General features: G+C 33.8%; 13 protein-coding genes. 1 reads left to right on the top strand and 12 read right to left on the bottom strand.

Annotated features, from left to right (window positions below; translation table 11 throughout):
- Window positions 1-97 precede the first annotated feature (97 nt).
- The 9 genes from ACFFLS_RS02530 to ACFFLS_RS02490 form a co-directional block, all read right to left on the bottom strand.
- Entirely contained in the window at window positions 98-2,881 is a 2,784-nt protein-coding gene (locus ACFFLS_RS02530) for an outer membrane beta-barrel protein (protein ID WP_379683370.1), read from the bottom strand.
- Window positions 2,882-3,279: 398 nt separating this feature from the next.
- Entirely contained in the window at window positions 3,280-4,206 is a 927-nt protein-coding gene (locus ACFFLS_RS02525; protein WP_379683371.1) for a magnesium transporter CorA family protein, read from the bottom strand.
- A gap of 402 nt (window positions 4,207-4,608) precedes the next feature.
- On the bottom strand, window positions 4,609-5,496 hold the full coding sequence (locus ACFFLS_RS02520; RefSeq protein WP_379683372.1) for a bifunctional 5,10-methylenetetrahydrofolate dehydrogenase/5,10-methenyltetrahydrofolate cyclohydrolase: 888 nt from the start codon (window positions 5,494-5,496) through the stop codon (window positions 4,609-4,611).
- A gap of 129 nt (window positions 5,497-5,625) precedes the next feature.
- The gene (gene ffh / locus ACFFLS_RS02515) at window positions 5,626-6,978 is read right to left on the bottom strand and encodes a signal recognition particle protein (RefSeq protein ID WP_379689140.1); all 1,353 of its coding nucleotides are present in this window, start codon (window positions 6,976-6,978) and stop codon (window positions 5,626-5,628) included.
- Between the two features lie 317 nt (window positions 6,979-7,295).
- Window positions 7,296-8,978 (bottom strand): MBOAT family O-acyltransferase, encoded by a 1,683-nt coding sequence (locus ACFFLS_RS02510; protein WP_379689137.1) that lies wholly within the window; start codon window positions 8,976-8,978, stop codon window positions 7,296-7,298.
- Window positions 8,979-8,986: 8 nt separating this feature from the next.
- Window positions 8,987-10,402 (bottom strand): LysM peptidoglycan-binding domain-containing protein, encoded by a 1,416-nt coding sequence (locus ACFFLS_RS02505; protein WP_379689134.1) that lies wholly within the window; start codon window positions 10,400-10,402, stop codon window positions 8,987-8,989.
- Window positions 10,399-11,874: an SGNH/GDSL hydrolase family protein gene (locus ACFFLS_RS02500; RefSeq protein WP_379689132.1), complete on the bottom strand. Its 1,476-nt coding sequence runs from the start codon at window positions 11,872-11,874 to the stop codon at window positions 10,399-10,401. The genes ACFFLS_RS02505 and ACFFLS_RS02500 overlap by 4 nt, the downstream gene beginning before the upstream one ends.
- A gap of 272 nt (window positions 11,875-12,146) precedes the next feature.
- Entirely contained in the window at window positions 12,147-13,229 is a 1,083-nt protein-coding gene (locus ACFFLS_RS02495) for an HmuY family protein (protein WP_379683403.1), read from the bottom strand.
- Between the two features lie 16 nt (window positions 13,230-13,245).
- Window positions 13,246-15,357, bottom strand: a complete 2,112-nt coding sequence (locus ACFFLS_RS02490) for a TonB-dependent receptor plug domain-containing protein (RefSeq protein WP_379689130.1) — start codon at window positions 15,355-15,357, stop codon at window positions 13,246-13,248.
- Window positions 15,358-15,461: 104 nt separating this feature from the next.
- On the opposite strand from ACFFLS_RS02490, the gene ACFFLS_RS02485 reads away from it, so the two are divergent.
- Window positions 15,462-16,364, top strand: a complete 903-nt coding sequence (locus ACFFLS_RS02485; protein ID WP_379689127.1) for a DUF6607 family protein — start codon at window positions 15,462-15,464, stop codon at window positions 16,362-16,364.
- Window positions 16,365-16,427: 63 nt separating this feature from the next.
- On the opposite strand, the gene ACFFLS_RS02480 is transcribed toward ACFFLS_RS02485, so the two are convergent.
- From ACFFLS_RS02480 to ACFFLS_RS02470, 3 genes are all read right to left on the bottom strand, one after another.
- Window positions 16,428-17,918 (bottom strand): SusD/RagB family nutrient-binding outer membrane lipoprotein, encoded by a 1,491-nt coding sequence (locus ACFFLS_RS02480; RefSeq protein ID WP_379689124.1) that lies wholly within the window; start codon window positions 17,916-17,918, stop codon window positions 16,428-16,430.
- 17 nt (window positions 17,919-17,935) lie between these two features.
- Complete coding sequence (locus ACFFLS_RS02475; RefSeq protein ID WP_379689122.1) at window positions 17,936-21,136, bottom strand: SusC/RagA family TonB-linked outer membrane protein; 3,201 nt, start codon at window positions 21,134-21,136, stop codon at window positions 17,936-17,938.
- Between the two features lie 610 nt (window positions 21,137-21,746).
- Window positions 21,747-22,457 carry a hypothetical protein gene (locus ACFFLS_RS02470; protein ID WP_379689120.1) on the bottom strand — a complete coding sequence of 237 codons (711 nt, stop codon included), beginning with the start codon at window positions 22,455-22,457 and terminating at the stop codon, window positions 21,747-21,749.
- Between the last annotated feature and the right edge of the window lie 132 nt (window positions 22,458-22,589).

Raw genomic sequence — 22,589 nt, 5'->3', positions numbered from 1 at the left:
TTTGAAGTGCAAAGTTATGATTTATTTTGAAATCACAATGAAAAAAAGACCGCTTTTTTTAAAGAAAAGCGGTCTTAGAATTTAATTTGTCCGAAGACTAATTATAATTCGTCTTAAAATTTTGAAATTTATACAGTAAAGAAAACATGATGTAACGCTTTAAAACATTATTTTCTGAATCGACAACAGCTGTTGGAGTAATGGTTCTCGAAGTGCTCTGATTTTGATTCAGCAAATCATAAACCTTGACTTTGGCGGTAAATTTCTCTTTAGCAAATCGGTAGGATAAACTTGTATTCCACAAATAAAAATCTTTTTTATACGGCCCCGAAATATTCGAATTATAGGTATAACCAAAGTCGTTACCAAAAACCCAATTCTTAGGCCAAAAACTCGTCATTGCTATACTACAATTATGAATCGTATTTGAAGTTGAACTTAAAGAAGTATTGTTATATGAAACGTCATTGTATGAGAACTTATACGATGGCTGAATGTTTAGTAAGTCTCCATATTCATATGTAAATGCAAAACCAGGCGTTAATCTAAACGCTTTTGCTTCGTACAGCTGATTGTTTGTAAAACCTTTATTAAAAGTATAATTGCCATACATACTAAAGCGCAGTTTAAACTTATTTGTCTCTCTCTTTATCGTTTTATTCCACTCTCCTCCCAACGATATATCGTATGTGCCACTTACATTATCAAAAGTTGAAATTTGCTTTCCAGAACTGTTATAGGCAGAGGCATCCACAATCTGACTATCATAATATGCTGCATTAAAATTAACGAAATAACTAGAGCCTGATTGAAAATCATAACTTGAAAAATTTCCAAGTAAATAATGAAAAGTGGAAGCTTTTAGATTCGGATTCCCTGTTCTAACAATCAAAGGATTATCTAAGTTGACAACTGCCAAAACCTGATTTTCTGTCGGGAGTGTAAATTTGCGATCATATATCATAAAAAGTCTTTTTGATTTTCCAAAACTGTAACCTACATTAATTGATACATTTGGAATAAAATAATTCTTATTTAGATCTATTGTTTCCATTAAATATACAGCATGATTTTCAGTCTTGACCACAGAAGTTCCTGTAGATACAATTAAATTAAATTTCTCTGCACCAAAACCAGCACGCATTTTGGGCTTTACTTGAAAACTATTAAAAGAACTAAAATTACTAAGCAACTCATTAAAAACATCATATTCAACATCTTGACCATTTCGGTCAAATGTTTTTTTATCATTTACTCTTTTTTCAAAATCTGTATCTACTGAAAATTGTAGGCTCAGCAAATCGGTTACCGGTTCAGCATAGTCAATAGTTCCTGTATATTTTTGCCTATCATTTTTCTGAGTAACGTTTTGGTTACGTAAATCATCTGGACTTGTTCCCTGCGCAAAAACCGTTTCTGAATTTATCCTCGATTTTGAATCGTCTTGTGAATTATCGTTTTGAAAAATTACAGAAAAGTATCTTCCTTCTCTCTTACTTCTTGACACAAGCATAAAACTATTTCTGAAACTAGTGTTATTACTTTCATTTGTATTGAAAGAATTACTGGAATTGATTAATTGATTATTCTCGTCCCAAGTTTCTTTTTCGAAATTAGCCGTCGATAATGTTTTTCCCATATCAATAGAAGGTGCAACTACAATTTTTGTTAAAGGGGAAATATTAAAACTAAAACTTAAATTTGCATTATGTTTATTAAAATCCTGATTGCTTTTTGATGTAGATTTGGCTGTTAAGGAACCTGTTGGAAGCAAAGTAAGTTCTGACGTTTTACTCGTATTGTCTGAATTGGAATTGGCAAAATTATAATTAAAATCAGTATTCCCATCTTTAAACCATTCATCAGTATAATTTACTCCAACTATATTCGATTTTATTATCCCTGTTCCACCACCAGAAGCACCTCCAAAACCTTCGTTTCTTCCGCCACCCATATTATCAAAAACCTCATCCATAGAAAAGCCACCTGAATTAATATTATTAGAAGAAGCCAATAAACTGATGCGTCTTTTATCTTCAAAATAACTCATTAAAAGATTATTCTCATATCTCTCCGAACTTCCGTAGCCACCTACAATTTTACCAAAAAAACCTTTATTTTTCTCTTCAGCTATCGTTAAATTCATTGACACATTTTCTGATGTCGAAGCTTGTTTGGTAAATTCTTGCTCCTTGGTTTTAGCGTCTGAAACCTGTATTTTGTTTATCAACTCAGCCGGAAGGTTTTGAATTGCCACTTTTCCGTCTGGACCAAAAAAAGTTTTTCCGTTAACTAAGATCTGGCTTACCTTTCTTCCGTTTACGGTTATTCTCTTTTCCATATCAATCTCTACACCCGGTAATTCTTTTAGCAAAGCTTCTACATTGGCATCTGGACGTACTTTGAATGAAGAAGCATTAAATTCGATGGTATCTTTTTTTATTCGGATAGGAACTTCACTTTTTATAATAACTTCATCCAATTCAACATCATATTTTACAAGTTTAATCACTCTCAAATCTATATTGTTAGTGAGTTTTTCTATAGTAGTAGAAAATTCCTGATAACCTTCTGCTGCAATTTTTAGAATGCTATTTTGAAGTCCTGATTTGGCTTCCAATTTAAAGAGACCGTCTTTATCTGAAATCGTATAAGTAACTACGGAAGAATCTTTAGGATGCAATAAATAAATCGTTGCGGCTTCGATAGGTAAATCTTTTTCGGTAGCAACTTTACCTGTGATGATGACATTTTTCTGTGCAAAAGAGGAAAGACTACATAAGAACAAAACAAATAGAGTCAGTGCTTTAAAACTGCTTCTTATTGAGGAAAATTTATTTAAAAGAACTAATAATGTGGCAATTGGCAAGTTTGCATTCATGGGGAAATGATATACTTCTAAAGGCTTAAACTGTTTGTTTTATTAGGGGCAAACTTACTTTATAAATTCAAAAAATTACAACTAATTGTTAAAAATTAGATGTTAAATTTTAAATCAAACAAATAGTTAGTTTTTATCGATTGCGGAAACTTATTATGAATTCAAAACGGTTGCAGAATTTTGAAAATCCTATAAGAATAAATGTTTTTTAAAGACCTTGGTTTGCGTGAGGGATAGGAGCTGGCTACCGAAGTAGCGCGGATAGCCCGACCGAGTCTGCAGAAAGGCGCACATACGTACAAAGATTGAAAGCGCCTTTTTGCAGACTCGGTCACGCCCAAACTATAAAAACAAAAAAGCCCATTCGTAACGAACAGGCTTTGTATTATTTTTAAGTTTTAGAACCATCTTCTTCTTTTGAATAGGAAAACTCCAAAAGTAGATAACAATATGGAAACAAAAAGCAAGATCCAAATTCCGTATTTGCTTTCTTCCAGACCGTTTGGCACGTTCATTCCGTACAAACTGGCGATAAGGGTTGGAATCATCAAAATAATCGAAATGGAAGTCATCTGCTTCATAATATTGTTCATATTATTGGAGATTACAGAAGCATAAGCGTCCATCATTCCGGTTAAGATGTTGTTGTAAATATTGGCAGTATCCTGCGCCTGATTTAATTCGATTTCGACATCTTCTAATAATTCCGGATCGTAATTGGCTTTATGGGCTTTTAAGTTTTTAATTCTTTGAAACAATACATCATTTGCTTTTAGAGAAGTGATAAAGAACACAAAACATTTTTCGATTTGAAGCAAGGCTTGCAATTCTTCATTTTTGATTGATTTCTCTAAATTATCTTCCGCGAGTTTTATTTTATGATTGATTTGTTTCAGGTATTTCAAATACCAAACGCTGGATGATAAAAGCAATCGTAAAACCAAATTGAAATTATCTTCTATTTCGATGTTTTTGCGCTGTGAATAAGCCACAAAATCTTTAATGATTTCTGTTTTATAAAAACTGATGGTAACACAAATATCCTCTTTAAAAATGATTCCGAGAGGAACGGTATGAAAAGGAATTTTTACATCTCCGCTTTTTATAGGAATACGCATAATAATCAAAGTCCAGCCATCTTCGATTTCGATACGAGGTCTTTCGTCAATATCCTCAATATCATTGTAAAAAGCTTCAGGAACCTGAAGTTCTTCTAACAAGTAATTTTTATCTGATTCTGTTGGAGATTCGATGTGAATCCAGCAATTTGAAGTCCATTTTTGGATTTCTACCAATCCGTTGTTGTTTGCGTAAAAGGCTTTCATTTCAAAATACAGGGTTTTAACGCAGCATTTTGAAATTTCAAAAGCTGCTTAATTTAATACTAACGAATAATAATAATCGTCCATTTGGAGAAGTGTTTTTTAAGTGGTGCAAAAGTATCCTTTATTTTTAAGAACCAAAACTTTAAACTATTAATTATATATTAAAATGGCCATTTGTGAAGTTTTTTTAAACACATAGAGGTATAGATATTTGTTACCGTAAAAAGGCGTTTCACTTATTATAAAAAACATAGATACCTTAGCTCTGTGAGAGAAACTAGTTTCTCTTTTATATTCTTTTACGGAAAAATTAATTCTATGTTTCTATGTGTTTCAAAAATTTATACAACAAAAAAAAGCCTGCTCAATTGAACAGGCTTTCATAGTATTTTGAAAAAGAAATTATTTATTTCTTGCACTTCTCATTTTACGAGCTAAAAGTGTATTTTTAAGTAACATCGCAATTGTCATTGGTCCTACTCCACCTGGAACTGGCGTAATGAATGATGCTTTTTTACTTACTCCGTCAAAATCTACGTCTCCTTTGATAACGTATCCTTTTGCATTTGATGCATCTTCTACGCGTGTAATTCCAACATCGATAACGGTTACGCCTTCTTTTACCATATCTGCTTTTAAGAATTCTGGAACTCCTAAAGCTGTGATAATGATATCTGCATTTTTAGTGAATTCTGCCAAGTCTTTAGTGCGGCTGTGCGTCAAAGTAACTGTCGAATCCCCTGGATTTCCTTTACGGCTCATCAAAATACTCATCGGACGTCCTACAATATGGCTTCTTCCAATTACAACGGTATGTTTTCCTGAAGTTTCTACTTTGTAACGCTCTAACAATTCCATAATTCCGAAGGGAGTTGCTGGAATAAAACTTTCCATTTCAAGCGCCATTCTTCCGAAGTTAGTTGGGTGAAATCCGTCAACATCTTTGTCAGGATCGATTGCTAAAAGAATTTTCTGCTCGTCAATATGTTTTGGCAATGGCAACTGAACGATATATCCGTCCAGATTGTCGTCTTCATTTAATTCTACAATTTTGGCAAGCAGTTCCTCTTCAGTAATAGTTTCCGGCAGACTTACTAAAGTAGAATCAAATCCGATTTCCTGACAAGATTTTACTTTACTTCCTACGTAAGTTAAACTTGCTCCATTATTCCCAACTAAAACCGCTGCTAAATGAGGCACTTTTCCTCCAGCTGCTTTTATAGATTGAACTTCGGCTGCAATTTCGTTTTTAATGTCGTTAGATGTTTTTTTACCGTCTAGTAGCTGCATTGTTTTCTAAAAGTTAAATGTTCTATGTAAGAAGTGAGAAGTTATCTTCTCTTATATTAATTCAGTTATAAAATTTAAGGTCTAAAATTCCAACGTGTAACTTGAAACTTTAAACCTTAAACTTTTATTTTATCTCGGCATTCCTCCTGGCATTCCTTTCATGCCTCCCATCATTTTCATCAGATTTTTTCCGCCAGGACCTTGCATCATCTTCATCATCTTGCTCATTTGGTCAAACTGCTTCATTAACTGATTTACTTGCTCGACTTTAGTTCCCGAACCTTTTGCGATTCTGGCTTTTCTTTTTACGTCAATAATGGATGGCCTGCTTCTTTCTCCCGGCGTCATCGAATGAATAATCGCTTCAATATGTTTGAAGGCGTCATCTTCGATTTCTACATCTTTCATGGCTTTTGAGGCTCCTGGTATCATTCCAACCAAATCCTTCATATTACCCATTTTCTTTACTTGCTGAATCTGGGTTAAGAAATCGTCAAAACCAAATTCGTTTTTAGCGATTTTCTTTTGAAGTTTTCTAGCTTCTTCTTCGTCAAATTGTTCTTGAGCTCTTTCAACAAGAGACACAACGTCTCCCATTCCTAAGATACGCTCAGCCATACGTTCTGGATAGAAAACATCAATTGCTTCCATTTTTTCTCCAGTACCTACAAATTTGATTGGTTTGTTTACAATCGATTTGATTGAAAGCGCCGCTCCACCACGAGTATCACCATCTAATTTCGTTAAGATAACTCCATCAAAATTCAAAATATCGTTGAAAGCTTTTGCTGTGTTTACAGCATCTTGTCCTGTCATCGAATCGACAACAAACAAAGTTTCTTGTGGCTGAATTGCTTTATGTACACGAGCAATTTCATCCATCATTTCCTGATCTACTGCCAAACGACCTGCTGTATCGACGATAACAACATTGAATCCGTTTGCTTTAGCGTGCTTGATTGCATTTTGAGCAATCTCTACAGGATTTTTATTTTCTGGTTCTGAATAAACTTCAACACCTATTTGATCTCCAACAACATGCAACTGATTGATCGCCGCAGGACGGTAGATATCACAAGCTACAAGAAGTGGTTTTTTATTTTTCTTTGTTTTTAAGAAGTTGGCTAATTTTCCTGAGAAAGTAGTTTTACCAGAACCTTGAAGTCCTGACATCAAAATAACAGTTGGATTTCCTGATAAGTTAACACCAGCAACATCTCCACCCATTAATTCCGTCAACTCATCTTTTACCAGTTTTACTAATAATTGTCCTGGTTGCAATGTTGTCAATACGTCCTGACCAATTGCTTTGTCTTTTACTCTTGCTGTAAAATCTTTAGCAATTTTAAAGTTAACGTCGGCATCAAGTAAGGCACGACGTACTTCTTTTAAGGTGTCAGCAACGTTTACTTCTGTAATCTTACCGTGTCCTTTTAATATATGGAACGCTTTATCTAACTTATCACTTAAATTATCAAACATACTATTTTCTTTATTTGAGGTGCAAAGATAATCTAATTAGATATTTTAGGCAATTTTTATTTATGCTGAATTTTGCCACGAAGACGCTAAGGCACAAAGTTTTTTTTTGCCACCAACTACATTAATTTTTCGAATTACTTATGCTTTTCCTCTCGAAGATTGAGCAGATTGAGCAGATATTTTTTGATTGAGAATAAAAAATCCCTTTAATCTGCTAAATCTGCGAGAGAATAAAACTTAGTGCCTTGGTGCCTTTGCGGCAAAACAAAAAAAAGCGCAAAAGAATAAAACCTTTGTGCCTTTGTGGCTATGAACCTTTAAAATTGAAAGTATATAAACGGCTGCGAACCGGCTACGGCTGTTGCGTAAACAATCCAGTAAACAAAACCTAGAATAATAGCTTTTACTAAAATTGGTGTTTTATCAAAAACAGATTTCATTCCGTTTGTGAATGATTCGGGCAAGAAATGCCAAACGTAACCAAACAACATTAATCCGAATACATTTTTATATCCTAAAACAATTGTTTTCCAAAGTTCTGGTTCGAATGTCAATTGTCCGATCGTATTAATTACTTGCAAGGCTGTTTCGAAATCTCTGGCGCGGAAAAATATCCAGCAGAAAACTACAAAATGAAACGTGATGACGATTGAGAAAAATCTCCACAGAAAACTTGGCTTTTTGTCTTTTTTCGAAGGAAAGAATTCCATGAAAATTTTATGAACTGCTAATGCTATTCCGTGTAAAGCTCCCCAAACAATAAACTGCGCTCCGGCACCATGCCACAAACCTCCTAAAAGCATTGTGGTAAATAGATTGAAATTAGTCACCAAAGTTTGTTTTCTTTTACTAGAAAGTAAAAACGACAAACAGAAAATCAAAATACTAATTCCAGCTACAACAAGCGGGATTATAGTTTCATTATAATTTGAAATTCCCCAAAGCAATAATCCAAAGAAAAATAGACTTGGGAATAAATATCCTGCAAAAGAACCTGATCTGTTTCCTCCAATCGAAATATACAAGAAATCTTTTAACCAAGTTGAAAGCGAAATATGCCATCTTCTCCAAAAATCAGTAATCGAAGTTGATTTATATGGCGTTCTAAAGTTAGCTGGCAACTTAAATCCTAGCAATAATGCAATACCAATTGCCATATCTGAATATCCTGAAAAATCGCAATAGATTTGAATCGCATATCCGTAAGAGGCCATTAAATTCTCAAAAGAAGTATAACTCAACGGCGTATCAAAAACACGATCGACAAAGTTTACCGAAATGTAATTTGAAATTACGGTTTTCTTTATCAATCCTCCAATAATCAAAAACAGTGCGTTGTTTACATCTTCTCTAGTTAAATTTAACTTTTGGTAAATCTGCGGAAGGAAATCTTTTGCGCGTACAATCGGTCCGGCAACCAACTGCGGGAAAAACGAAACGAAAAATAAATATTCGATATAATTTTTGGTTGGTTTTATTTCTTCACGATAAATCTCAATGATGTAACTCATCGATTGGAAGGTATAAAACGAAATTCCGACTGGAAGGAAAATATCATGAAATTTAAGATTTCCGCTAAACATATCGTTATATGTTCCAATCATAAAATTCATGTACTTGAAGTAGCCCAATAATCCTAAATTTAAGATTACACTTACTACAAGATAAATTTTCTTGACATTATCACGGCTCTCTTTGTAAATAATCTGGCTCAGTCCGTAATCTACAACAGACGAAAGCAACAGCAGTAAGAAATAAACACCACTTGATTTGTAATAAAAGAAAAGCGAGAAAAAGATAACATACGTTAATCTTAAATAAAATGTCTTGCGTAAAAAACCATACACAAAATAGAAAACCAGAAATAAACCTAGGAATAAACCGGTATTAAATAAAAGCTTTTCGTCTGGATTGTAAACAAACCAACTTTCAGCCTTTTCCATCGTAATTGCACCAAAATTTTCAATAAACCAATTATTGATGCTCTCTATTGTTGTCAATGTTATCTCTAGTTTTTATAATAATTATAAGCTTTTAATAAAGCCTCTGTAAACATTTTCCCTTGTTTTTCGTAACCCTTTTTAGAATAGTGAACCCAGTCTGGGCCAATTAAAGCTTCTGCTTTTAGCTGCCTTATACCGCTCATTCCTCCAAATTCATCATATAAATCCCAAACTGCAAAACTGTCATTTTTTGCTGTACCAATAATTCCTTTTGTGTAATCATCGATGTAAGTATTTGGTTTTCTTCTGAGTAATGATGGCGGAGGCGTCATTACTATAATCGGCGCTTCTATTTTCTGCTCCCTTATTTTACTGATAAACTCCCTTAGTTCTCTGATGTATTTTTCAGCATCTAACTTATCATAACTTTCATTTGTTCCTAGCGAAAAAACTAGCAAATCGGGATGCAGTGATTTTAGCTGCTCAAAAAATAACGGGTATTTATTATAGTCTGAATATTTAGCGCCGTTCACCCCAATTCCGCTGTAGATTATTCCTGGATTGTCTTTTTCTAAAACCAATCCATTTAATTCATAATTTGAAGCCTCTTTATTGGGGACCAAAAATATTCGGCTTAAAGGATTTTCTGAATTATAATAATGCGAAAACGAATCTGATTGTATTTCTAAAGGCACAAATTCAGACATTGAAATTGTTTTTGGCTTTGTCTGATTGGTCGGAATTTTTAAAGTTCGTCCTGCACGTATGCCATTCGATTTTAGATTATTCGCTCTTTTGATTTCAGTAATCGAGACATTGTATTTGTCTGCGATTGTACCCAGCACTTCTCCTTTTTTAATTTTATGAGTAACTACCTTTCTTTCTGTTGTCTGAATCAGATTGACTTTTGAAGAAACCGCCAGATCAAACATATCTTGATTCTGAGGTGTTATAATTTTAATTGTATTGAATTTATAAGCTGGATCTTTTACATTCATTTCCATTACAAATCCGCCACTGTCTCTCCAGAGTCCTATACCGCACAAACCAATCGGATTGCTTTTTACCGGATAAATGTTTCTATAACTTTCCCAAACTCTGTTCGATTTAAAACGTTCGTTGTATGAGCCATTTGTTTTAGCCAACTGATACGGAAAAACCAAACCTCGGCCGGCGTTTCCAAATTCTTGTTGAAGTCGTTTTCTAACTTCATTAGTCATTAAATCACTCTGGATATGAGAGTCGCCAATATGCACAATATTGATTTTTTGGCTTCGCTGCTTTTCGTTTTCTTTCAGCTTCTCAAAAAAATCCTTCAATGCTACCGCATTGTAGATCGGATTATCAGAAGAAGTTTCAACGGCTGCAGTATCGGCTTTTTGAATCATGTTTTTGACTATTGGGTTTGACTCTGATTTTGGATTTTCATCATTTGTTGAAAAAAACAGACAACAAAGGATAACAATAAGTTTATTCATCATAAGCTGTCACTTTTTACCGAGACGGAATCGGGTCTTGATTTCCTAACCGTTCTTTTATTTGATCCCGAATCTCTTTTTTCTCTAAGTATTTTGTACTCTTCGTAACCTTCGTTCAGTTGATCATACAATAGTTTTCCAATCGCTTTTGCACCTCGCTGATTAAAGTGTGTGTAATCTTTATTGGCTTTGGCAGGAGTTTCTCCAACCCATTTCACCATAGATCCGTCACCGCCCATTAGTGTGTACAGATTCACAAAACCTGATTCTGTTTCTAAAGCGTATTTTTTCTGTGCTTTCATCAAAGGAACTACGGCCGAATCTGTTTTCATTTCAAGATTATATTTCGTCGATTTGTCAGCGGTAGAAACAATCAGAATTGAAACTCCCGGAAACGATTCCTTAATTTTGTTAACTACTTTAGTCATTCCTTTTTCGTACCATGAATAATTTTTGGTACCATAATTCAATACGTTAGTTCCGTAATGAAGAACCACTAAATCGTATTTTAAATTGGTATTAAAAGCCTGCATTACATTAGCATCAAAAATCGAAATCGGAAGCCCTGAATTTCCTCTCTGAGAGAAATTATCCACATGAACACCAATTCCGTTGTCAAAATTAAATCCAAAAATCGGAATAGAATCCGCTTGTATAAAATTAGCTTTGAAAGCTTTCAAACTTCCAGACGAGACTTTTAATGTATTTACAAGACTGTTTGGAGACAAGGTTTTTTTAAGCGTATCTTTTCCGATAATAAAATTGACCTTTCCAGTTCTAGAGGAACGCCCGTAAAATAAAGTCGGATTATCTAAGGTAGTAGCAAATTTATTTAATCCCGCCTCAAACTGAATCCAAGTTGTATTAGTTCCATTATTAGCAAAAAACACGTGGCCGTTTACTCCAAAAGGACTTATTGGTTTTTTTACATTCAAATACGATTGGGTTTTCCAGTTTTTAGAATATTGTCCTTTTATAGAACCACGAGAAGCTGCAGATTCTGAAGTTATCGAAACAAAACCAACTCCAGTACCGCCAAAACGTTCCTGATAATTCATACGGACATCTTGTACGATTAGATCTCCGTCGGTCATAGAATCTCCGTAATACGCAATACGAACTTTTGCCTGCGGATTTTTTTCTAACTGATACAATTTTTCGTAAAAATGAATTAGGTATTGGTACCCTTTGTAATTTTCAAATGTTTCTGACGGAAATTCAATTCCTCCAGCTTCATCAAAAACAATCTTCTGACGATTCAGTTTTCGGTCTTCTTTAGAAATGCTGTCGCTGTCTAGAGCCAATGAATCTTCGGCAACCGATTCTAAAAGAAGGCTGTCTATTAATACATTTTTAGAATCTAATTTGCTTTCTGAAAATATTTTATCCGGAAGGATTTGTTTGAACCCAATAAAAGCAACCAATGCCAATGCAACGATTGCAAAAGACTTAAAAAAATATGATTTTGTACCCACCTATTAATTATAAAATTATAAAGAACTGCATTCAAAAATTAAACCAATTAAATAATTGTTAACTTATTGCAGGAAAATTTTTTGCAAAGATAGAATAACATTTTATTTCTAATTCATTTTAACCAGAAACTAAATCAAAAAAAAAGAGGCTAGACGAATCTAACCTCTTTATCAAAAAAAAATAAAAAAAACAAAGCTAATGATTAACTAACTTTTTGATGTTTTTATTTAAAAACAACCTTCAACTACAATTATTTAAGGTTGTTATTTTTTTATTTTAAGATAGCATATTCCAATGAAGGATAACCTCTTTCTCCTGCATCATTTGTCAATGCAAGGAATTTAACTTTATAGTAGTTTCCTGCAACATCTTTTACTACATAAAAACGATCTGTTCTGATACTTGGTAAAGTACCTGGTCCACCACCATTTCTCCAGTTAGCTCCAATAATTCTCTGATCAGTTGAAGAAGTTGTAAAGTTAGTTTCAACAATTTTTGCTTTTGTAAAATCAGCGTATGATACTCCATCAGCCACTAATACTTGATATACTTGAGTTCCTGCTTTTACGTTTGTAGTAATAAAATCAGCATATCCGTAAGTTACATCCTGTCCTTGATAAGGAGTGTAGTTTGTAAATGTTGTAAAATTCAAATCCCATTTTGCTTTTTCAGGCTCAACAGAAACTGTATTTCCTGTAGTTAAGCTGAAAAATGTAAAGTTATAAGCAGCGTCTTTAGAAACTGTCTTTTCTGTAAAAGTTGCAGAAGTTAAATCTGCGTACTGAATTTTGTACCCATTTCCACTTCTTAAAATTCTTACTTTTTTCCACCCTCTTGCCGTTCCGTCTACACTAGCAGATCCTGTTGAAGGTTTAGTTGTAGAAATGTCAAATCCAAGGTTTACTAAATAAACTTTGTTATCTGCATCTGTAGCAGAAATTTCTGCAATTGCTGTTCCTACTCCTGCACCAGCACCAGCTAAAATACCAGTTGGATTATCTACATATCCTAAAGAAGCTGCAGTATCAAAACCAACATTTACAGTATTGTCAATTTCCTGAGATACGGTAATATCAGACGTAGCTAATTTTTTTATGGCCATCTTAAGAGATCCGTTAATTACCACTCTAAAGTCTGAACTAGATGAAAAACCAAAATCCCAAGAACTTCTGTTGATTGATTTAGATTCTTCTGTACTCAAATCAAGGTAAACCTGATTAGGCTGATTTGGACCTCCAACAGTTGGCTGTAAAACAGCTCCAACAGTTGGGATTTCAACTTCAGGTGTATCATCATCGCTTGAGCAAGCAGTAAGGGATAAAAACGCGAATGATAGTAATAATAATTTTTTCATTTTATTTATTTTAATATTAAAGATTAAGGTTATACGCTAATTTTAAAAAGTAAGAACGTCCATAAGCCAGCATTACGTTGGATCCTGATGAATGTGCTCCTTCACTTGTTCTGGTTTGATTCACATTAGTTACATCAAAAATGTTTCTTGCTCCAAGAGTTACTTCAAACTGGTCTTTAAAGAAATTTTTTCTAATAGAAGCATCAAACCAATTGCTTGGATCAATTTCAGACAAAGCATATTCAGAACCAGATTCTATAAATTGTCTGCTTTTTCCATTGTATTTATAGTATCCCGAAACAATTGTTTTCCATTTTGTTATATTATATGAGAAACTTGCATTAAGATTAAATGAATAAAGAAACTGATCGTTTGAAGTAAATTTATTATTGTCTACCAATTGTGAAATACCTATTAAAGCTGCTCCTACATTAATTGTAAGATTGTCTTTTATAATTTGGTTCATCGTAGAAAAATTCCACATTTGATATTTACTAATGTTTATGTATTGGTATTCCGGCGTTCCCGTATCAGGGTTATTGCGCACAAAAGCCATATCAATTCTGTCGTCAACATTTAAAAAACTTCCTGCTATAGTGTTTGACAATTGCCATCCCGAAGAAAAAACAGTAAATTTTTTAATACTCGCTTCGTAAGAAGTACTGGTTTCAGGAATTAAGTTTTCATTTCCTGTAAAGAAATGTCCGTCAAAAATTTGCTTTGAATACAACTCAGAGAAATTTGGAGTTCTAAATCCGTTTCCGTAAGAACCTCTAAGCTCCAGCCCTTTATCAAATAAATATCTTAAACCAACTGAAGAAGCATATTGATTTTTAAATTTAGATTGTGCAGAAAAGCGCAATCCCGGCTTTATAGAAAATCGATTGGTTGCCATAATTTCTGAAGAAGCAAAAAAATCATAATTTTCAAGTCTTTTACGAACAGGAACAAACAAATTATTCGCTTCCTGTACAAGGGCAAAACCTTGATTATTTACAAAATCATATCCAATTTGTAAATCAACTGTTTTATCAGAAAAGAAATTGTTCAAGGTTCCTGTAGAAGAAAGAACTTCCATCGATTGATCTTTAGCAGTGACATTAAGTCCTTCTGTTTTTGTAAACAAGTAATATCTGAAATCTTCTATTTCACGTTGCTGTTTCTGATGAGAAACAGAAATATTGTAATTTAATTGTGAAAATATTTCACCTGTCGCGTTTAGATTATGAAAATACCTATTGGTATAATATCTCATATCTTCACTATAGCGATAAGCTCCCAATGTAGGACTAAAAGTAGACTGAACTGTAGTGTTGTAATAATCAACATTTTCGTCTAAAAATTCGAACTTATAAAAAATGCGAAACCTATCTTTCTGATATGATATCAAAGCATTCCCATTTAATTGTTCTTTCGGAAGCCAAGTATAACCTCTCGTTTTGTCATTTTCAAGATAATTTTTTCCTTTTCTATCGCCTAAATATCCTTGAAACTCATTTCTGTTAATCCCCGCACTTACAAACCAATTTTTGCTGAAAGTATGCGAAGCTCTTAAAGATTGTATATGACGGCCTTTATCAAATAAAGCATATTCATTACTAACAGTTTCTTCCTGAACAGAAGCATGAATATTCCATTTATACTTGGAGGATTTCTTTGTTATAATATTTAAAACTCCACTGACAGCGTTTGCTCCATAAGAAACCCCCATTGAGCCTTCCACAATTTCTATATGATCAATATCGTTAAGGTTTATTTGAGACAAATCTGTGTTATTTCCGACACCTCCTTCATTTACTAATGGAATGTTATCTACCAAAATCTTAAAATACTGCGCATCTAAACCAAACAATGAAACTGTCGATCTACCACTTGTTCCACTTGGTCTTACAGTGATATTTAAATACTGATTTAATACATCAGACAAATTATTTGCTGCTAAGTTTTGTATATCCTGATTTGAAATCACACGTACATTAAAAACAGATTTTTTTATCGATTGCGGTTCAAATTGTCCCGTTACAACAACCTCTGATAATTTTTCTGATGACTTGATAGTGTCTTTTTGCTGCGAATACGCATTAATACAAAAAAGAAATCCAGCAAAAAGGGTAATTTTTATTTTCATTATTTTTATTCAGTCTTAATAACAGCTGCAAATATATAACTATTTTTAATTATTCTAAATTAAATTTATATATTTGCAAAAAATTTAAAACAAAAGAATAAGTTATGATTTCAAAAAGCCTCTTTTTATCGGCCGCTATGGCTTTAACATGTGGTCTTGGTTTTAGTCAGGACAAAAAACAACAAGACATAAAATCTATAAAATCTATGTGCGGTTGTTATGAAGTGAAATTTAATTTTACTGAAACATTCTCATACCCAAAAGATTCTCTTACTTACAAACCATCTGAGACAAAACATGAATCTGCTTTAGAATGGGTTCAGTTGTTAGAAGACACTCCAAATAAAATCGTAATGCAGCACTTATTAATTGTAAGTGACGATATGATCATCAAACACTGGAGACAAGATTGGTTATACGAAAACACAGACTTATATTCTTTCGATAAAGGAAATTCTTGGAAATACAAAAAGCTTGACAAGAAAGCCGTAAAAGGGCAATGGACACAAAAAGTATATCAGGTAGACGACAGTCCTAGATACGAGGGAACTGCAACTTGGGTACACGTTGACGGAAAAGATTACTGGGCTAACACTGCAGATGCACCGCTACCTAGAAGAGAGCAAACAAAACGTAACGATTATAATGTTTTAAAAAGAAGAAACATTCACGAAATTACTGCAACAGGTTGGAATCATGAGCAGGATAACGACAAACTTGTTCGTGATGGCGCTGGAAAAGATGTATTATTAGCGCAAGAAAAAGGATTTGATGTTTACACTAAAGTACCAGACATTAAATGTCAGGCTGCTCAAAAATGGTGGGTTGCAAATAATGTACTTTGGAAAAATGTTCGTGACAAATGGCAAACCCTTTTTGACAGACATCAGGACTTAAACTTAGAAGCTAAAGTAGAGAAAAAAGCTCTTTACTCTCTATTGTTTGATTTAAAACCAGATACTGCTAAAGCAGAAACTGACAAAATCATTGACAAATTTGTTAAATAATATTTTTGTATTAGTTGAAAAAGGCCGGTAATTTTAAAATTACCGGCCTTTTTTGGGTTTTAATTAGTCAATATCCCAAAATATTTTGGTTTTTAATTTATCTCCTCCAATTGCAGCTGATGCTGCTTGATAATTAACCGCATTTAAGGTCTGTTCTCTAATTGGATACGCCATTCTCGAAGGAACTTGACCTTCTGCTGCCGGATCAGCGTTAGACGGAGCTGTCAGCATTGGAAAATTTAATCTTCTTGTAGATGTCCATCCTTCAAAACCTCTGTTGTATTTTGCATACCAAGACTGTTCTCCGATTTTTTGTTTCCAAGTTCCTGTCGCTGTTGTGTACGCAACGCTTGTCTGCGCCAAATACGTATCTGCATCAGATACAGAAATTCCCCAATCGTCCATAGAAGCTCTAATTGCCTTAACATAATGTGATTCTACAGAACCGCTTACAGCAACACCTCGTGCGGCAGCTTCTGCTAATAAAAATTCAACCTCAGAATAATCCAAAAGAGTTCCCTTAAAGTCTGGTTCTTGAATTGCATCACTTACGTGCGTATATTTTCCGTATGAATTCTTAGTTCCAACTACACCTCCTTTATAAGGTGCTGGATTTCCAGACGCGTCTACAAGATTTTGAGCAAAATAGGCTTTTACTCTTGGGTCATTCTTTGCCACGACAGCATCCACAAATGTAGAAGCAGGAACAAAGTCGTGTCTGCCAGAAAACACTAAGTCAACATAGATCGGATTTGTATTTGGAAGATCTGCCATATATCTCAACTTTGCATTATCACTATTAGAAGTAAATGCATGAGATGCAGCCGCTTTAATTGCAGCATCTGCAACTGTGGTTTCTAATCCCGAAGCTTTTAAATTGATTCCCAGTTTCAATTTTATACTATTTGCAAATTTTATCCACGCCTCGAGATCATCATTGTAGATAACATCGGCGCTTCCAAAAGCACTACTACTAGAATCAATTCTTTCTAAATCTTTGTCCAAACGTACAATCAAATCTTTATAAATATCAATAGCTTTATCGTATTTTGGCATATAGTCTCCAGATCCTTTTAAGGCTTCAGAATAAGGAACATCTCCAAAAGTATCAACTAATACTTGAAAGGTGTAAACCATTAGAATATCTATCAAAGCCAACTGGTTTTTCTTAATAGTAGTTTTTTCTTTGAATTCAGGGTCACTGGATAAAATTTCAGAACTCTCTAAATTTTTCTTCGCTATTGCTAAATCCGCTAAAGGTCCCGCATATAAAGCATCCCAATGTCTTTCTGAAATTTTTCTCGAAGTCCAATTATAAATTGATTCGTCCAAATAAGTAGTCTCTGTCCATTGCTGGTTAGCAAGTCTGAAAACGTTTCTATTTACATTAGAATTTACCATTTGATCTGTTAACGTCTTTTCAGCACTTGTAAACAATGAAGATGCTGGAACCGTTGATGGATTTTTTTCATCCAAATTCAAATTTGTAAGCGCATCATCATCACAAGAAGCTGTAAGAACAAGAAGTCCGATAGCATATATTATTTTTTTCATTTTCATTTTGATCTATATTAGAATTTAAATGTTAAGTTGAAGCCGATATCTCTCGTTGTTGGCAGTGAACCAATCGAATATCCTCTAGAGCTATTTCCTGATGACAAACCACTTTCTGGGTCGGCATATGGAAGATTTTTACTTATGATCCACAAGTTTGAACCTAAAAGACTAAATGCAGCACTATTTATGAAAGTTCCTTCAAACAAATGTTTAGGGAAATTATAGGTAACAGACACTTCTCTTAATTTAACATATGAAGCATCGTAAATAAATGCTTTGTTTGGTTCTGCTGTATAACCGTAATTGTTAGAGAAGGTACCAGGGTTTTTAACAATCATAGTATTAGCACTTCCGTCTGGCGCTACTCCTTTATTTAAGATACCTTTTTCACGTATATCGCCTACAGCTGTTTCTGGATACAAACCTGTGGCAAGACCATAATACATGTCTAAAGAGAAAACATCTCCGCCCTGTTGTGTATCGATTAAGAAACTTAAAGAAACATTTTTGTACGAGAATTTATTTCTCACTCCCCCAATCCAGTCTGGTGTTACATTTCCGATGCTGTTTGTTGCAGAAGTAGTAATCATATATCTTCCTGTAGCTTGGTCCACAGTTCGTTGCCCATTTGTATAAACATAATCTGTTCCTTTCAGAGTGCCATATGGCTCTCCCGGAGTGGCATTAACCGTAACTCCTCCTTGAAAACTCCCTAACTGTAAATTATCTGCACCTTCTGGAAGCGAAACCACTTTACTTTTATTATTAGACCAGTTGATTGTAATGTCCCAGCTAAAATCATTTGTTTTAATCGGGGTTCCTGTTAACTGCAATTCAATACCTCTATTCAAGATATCACCTCCATTTACAAAAGCATTGGTCGCCATAGATGCCGAAGAAACAGCAGCAGCCACAATCTGATCAACAGAATTTGTTCTGTAATAGGTTGCATCAAAACCTAAACGCTTATTAAAAAAACTTGTTTCCAAACCTACTTCAAACGACTTAGTTCTTTCTGGTTTTAGGTTCGGGTTATTGTTGGTGTTTGGAACAGAATAAACTGGCTGACCTAAAAAGTTTGCACTTCTTCTATACGTATTAACTAAACTAAGAGCTGGTGCATCATTCCCTACTTCGGCATAATTCATTCTAAACTTCCCAAGATTTAACCAATCTTTTTGCAACAGATTAGAAAACAATATTGAACCCGAAATCGCTGGATACACATAAGAATTATTTCCTTTTGGAAGTGTCGAAGAAACATCTCTTCTAATAGATGCATCTATGAAATAAGTATCAAAAAGACCAACCGATCCTTGAGCATAAATACCATTTACCTGAGATTTTACCTTCTGCTCTATCGGGAAAGGCAACTCAAAACGAGAATTAGACAAAGCATAGATACCTGGCGTAACCAATCCTCCAATAGTTGATGCAAGAACATTATCCTTGTCCGTTCTTCTAATATTACTTCCTAGAACTCCATTTAAGCTTACGTGATCCCCTATTTTTTTATTGAAATTCAACATCAAATCATAATTGATTTCTTGATAATTGATATCGTATCTTTGATAACCTGATGGCTCATCCACGGGAGACAATCCAAATCCGGCTGGAATTGAACCTACCGCTCTTCTCTCTTCCTGCAATTCCTTATAAGTATCTAAAGAAACCCTTCCTAATGCACTCATCCAACTGGTAATTTCGTAATTAAGCGATGCATAACTAAACAAACGAGTTCTTTTATCTGAAGAGTAATTTTGATAACGTGTAAAATAAGGATTATCCCAATATATTGGAGTGATTCCTTCAGGAGTTGTCGGGTCAGACCAGTTCCACGTTATGTTTTGCCCTCCAGAAGAATTGTAAACTTGTTTTAAAGACTTAATATCGGTGTTGGTCTGCCACCATTGTCTAAAAGTTCCCATAATATTGTCATTGTAACCCGTTGAGTTACGACCGACCGTATTTTGTAAAGTAACAGCTGCATAAGCATTAGCCGTTAATTTGTCTGTTATTTTTTGGCTGAATCTTGCGCTTAACTGATTTTTTTTCAGTTCGCTGTTCGGCAAAATCCCAGTCTGATCTATATTAATATAAGACATAGACAGACTAGATCTTTCTGTAGATTTTTCTAATGCAATACTGTTCGTAAAAGTCTTAGCAGTATTAAAAAATGTTATCGGTCCATTTTTTGCCGCTACCCAAGGAGTTGCTTTTCCGTAATTTGGAGAATAAGGAGTAAAAGCATCCCATTGATAAACTGGTTGGCCGTCGAAAGGATCTCCGTAAGAAGCATCATTCGATGTATCTACTGTATCTGGAGAACCTGTCCCTAAAAACGAGCTTCCAAATCCATATCCTGATCCATATTTATCTTGGTATTCAGCAAAAGTAGATTTATCAACTTTACCAATATTTACCCCACTAGAAAAAGTAAAACCAATTTTATTATCCTTGTTTTTACCTTTTTTTGTTGTTACCATTACTACTCCGTTACTTGCTCTTGAACCATAAAGCGCTGTAGCAGCAGCTCCTTTAAGAATATTGATACTCTCAATATCTTCCTGATTGATATCAGAAATTGTGTTACCGTAATCATAACCACCACTTCCTGTCATTTGAGTTGCTGTGTTTGAATTTGTATTGTCTATCGGCACACCATCAACCACCCAAAGAGCCTGGTTATTTCCTGTCAAAGATTTGTTACCTCGAATAACAACATTTGTAGAGCCACCAAAATTTGTGTTTCTAGATACCTCGACACCTGCAGCTTTTCCGGAAAGTAGATTGGAAATATTAGTATTTCCTGCACCACCATTTAAATCTTTTCCGTCAATCTGTTGAGAGGCGTAACCTAAAGATTTCTTCTCTCTTTTAATTCCCATAGCAGTCGTAACCACCACGCCTTCTAATTCTTGCGCATCTCCTGCCATTTTAACATTGATTGTCGTTGACTGAGCTGTAATTTCCTGCGTTTTCACGCCCAGATAACTGAATACCAAAGTCTGAGATGATGATGCTTTAATGGAGTATTTCCCATCAAAATCTGTCTGGGTTCCTGTTTTTGTTCCTTTCAGTAATACACTTACACCCGGAAGAGGCATTCCTGCATTATCAGAAACTCTACCAGAAACTGTTCTCTCTTGTGCGAATATTACCTGCATACTCAATGCAAATAACAAAAACGCAATTCTTTTTAGTTTTAGTTTCATATTTTGAGATTTAAATTTGAAGCGAACTTAAAGAATTATATTTTTTTTAACAAGAATTTACATTTATTTAACTTTTAAAAATGTAGTATTTATTTTATTTAAAAATAAATTTAATAATTATTTGAAGCTAAAAACCTTCAAATAATAAAAAGATAAGCGATATAAAACCATTTCTTACATTAAAACGAAATCTTCGAAGAATCGAAATAAAAAAACCGTCTAAAAAATTTTAGACGGTTGGATCCTTTATTACTTTTACTAAAAGCTTACTAATTCAAAATAGATAAAAATAAATATAAGGAAGATATTTTTCGTTGGTAATGAGCAAGTTTGAAACTAAACTTTGGAAATCTATAGCTTGTAAGAAGAGCTCTTAAATTATATAAGAGGAAATAAACTTTACAATATAATAGGTGGTATATTGTTTTCAGAATTCTTAGACAAACATAAATAAAACAAACGTACTTTCCTACAAAAAAGAACAACCCATTCTAAAATATGTCTTATTTTAATACTTATTGTTTTTTAGGGGTAATTGTAAAAACAAAAAGCCGATAGTATGGAACTATCGGCTCTTACATTTTAATTAGAAAATTCTAACTAGATGCAATTATTTAGATTCTGCACATTCAGAAAAAGTAATCGCATGCTTTGTTAAATCTGTCCATTTCGGTTCTGGAGTTGATGAAATCAATTGATCACATCCTTCCCACAATGTTGGAAATTCTTTTTTGTATTCTTTTTTCTTCAATAAAAACGCTGGTGCATTCTTTTTAGCCACATAATATGATTTAGCATCACCCCCAACGAATTTTACTCCTCCAACTCCTAAAGAAGCAGTTTCTTTTGCGTAAGGATCACAATATATTTTAAATTCTTTACTGAATGCAGGGTTCAATAACTGCATTAATAATTTTGAAGTTTTTTTCTTAATTTTAACTTCAGCAGTTTCAAAATATGCATAACCTTCTTTAATATATTCTTGGTTCAATTTGTCATCGTTCCATTGTTTAAAATCAGAGATAAAGTCTAATTTTTTTCCTAGATTATCAAGTCCGCTTGGTGGTAAATACATGTACTTAATATCTTCTGGTTTCAATTTGTGTTTTTTTCCAGCTGCGTCTTGTAATTTAATAAATTCAATTAATCCTTTGTCTCTATCAATATCTCTGATAGTACCGCTAAGTTCAGTTCCATCTGCCAATGTAATGTAAGCTGTTTTACTGTGAGAAAATCCATAAGAAGGGGCAATTAAATCTTGTGCTTTTGTTGCCGTAAATGCAAAAAATAGCATAATAAGTAGTAAAGTTTTTTTCATCATTATTTTTGGGTTTAAAATTGTGCCTACTCTCACGATTTTCGGCTTTCTCGATTATTGTTCACAGTAAAAACCAATTAAACACCTAATAATCAAAAGATTAAAAGATGTCATGATTAATAATTTTCTTACCGT

It is taken from the genome of Flavobacterium procerum (genome assembly GCF_042431625.1).
Taxonomy (GTDB): Bacteria; Bacteroidota; Bacteroidia; order Flavobacteriales; family Flavobacteriaceae; genus Flavobacterium; species Flavobacterium procerum.
This window is presented reverse-complemented; position numbering and strand designations above follow the sequence as displayed.

Coding starts and splice junctions, on each gene's coding strand:
- ACFFLS_RS02530 (WP_379683370.1), bottom strand. CDS start 2,881: ATGAATGCAAACTTGCCAATTGCCACATTATTAGTTCTTTTAAATAAA.
- ACFFLS_RS02525 (WP_379683371.1), bottom strand. CDS start 4,206: ATGAAAGCCTTTTACGCAAACAACAACGGATTGGTAGAAATCCAAAAA.
- ACFFLS_RS02520 (WP_379683372.1), bottom strand. CDS start 5,496: ATGCAGCTACTAGACGGTAAAAAAACATCTAACGACATTAAAAACGAA.
- ffh (WP_379689140.1), bottom strand. CDS start 6,978: ATGTTTGATAATTTAAGTGATAAGTTAGATAAAGCGTTCCATATATTA.
- ACFFLS_RS02505 (WP_379689134.1), bottom strand. CDS start 10,402: ATGATGAATAAACTTATTGTTATCCTTTGTTGTCTGTTTTTTTCAACA.
- ACFFLS_RS02495 (WP_379683403.1), bottom strand. CDS start 13,229: ATGAAAAAATTATTATTACTATCATTCGCGTTTTTATCCCTTACTGCT.
- ACFFLS_RS02490 (WP_379689130.1), bottom strand. CDS start 15,357: ATGAAAATAAAAATTACCCTTTTTGCTGGATTTCTTTTTTGTATTAAT.
- ACFFLS_RS02485 (WP_379689127.1), top strand. CDS start 15,462: ATGATTTCAAAAAGCCTCTTTTTATCGGCCGCTATGGCTTTAACATGT.
- ACFFLS_RS02480 (WP_379689124.1), bottom strand. CDS start 17,918: ATGAAAAAAATAATATATGCTATCGGACTTCTTGTTCTTACAGCTTCT.
- ACFFLS_RS02475 (WP_379689122.1), bottom strand. CDS start 21,136: ATGAAACTAAAACTAAAAAGAATTGCGTTTTTGTTATTTGCATTGAGT.
- ACFFLS_RS02470 (WP_379689120.1), bottom strand. CDS start 22,457: ATGATGAAAAAAACTTTACTACTTATTATGCTATTTTTTGCATTTACG.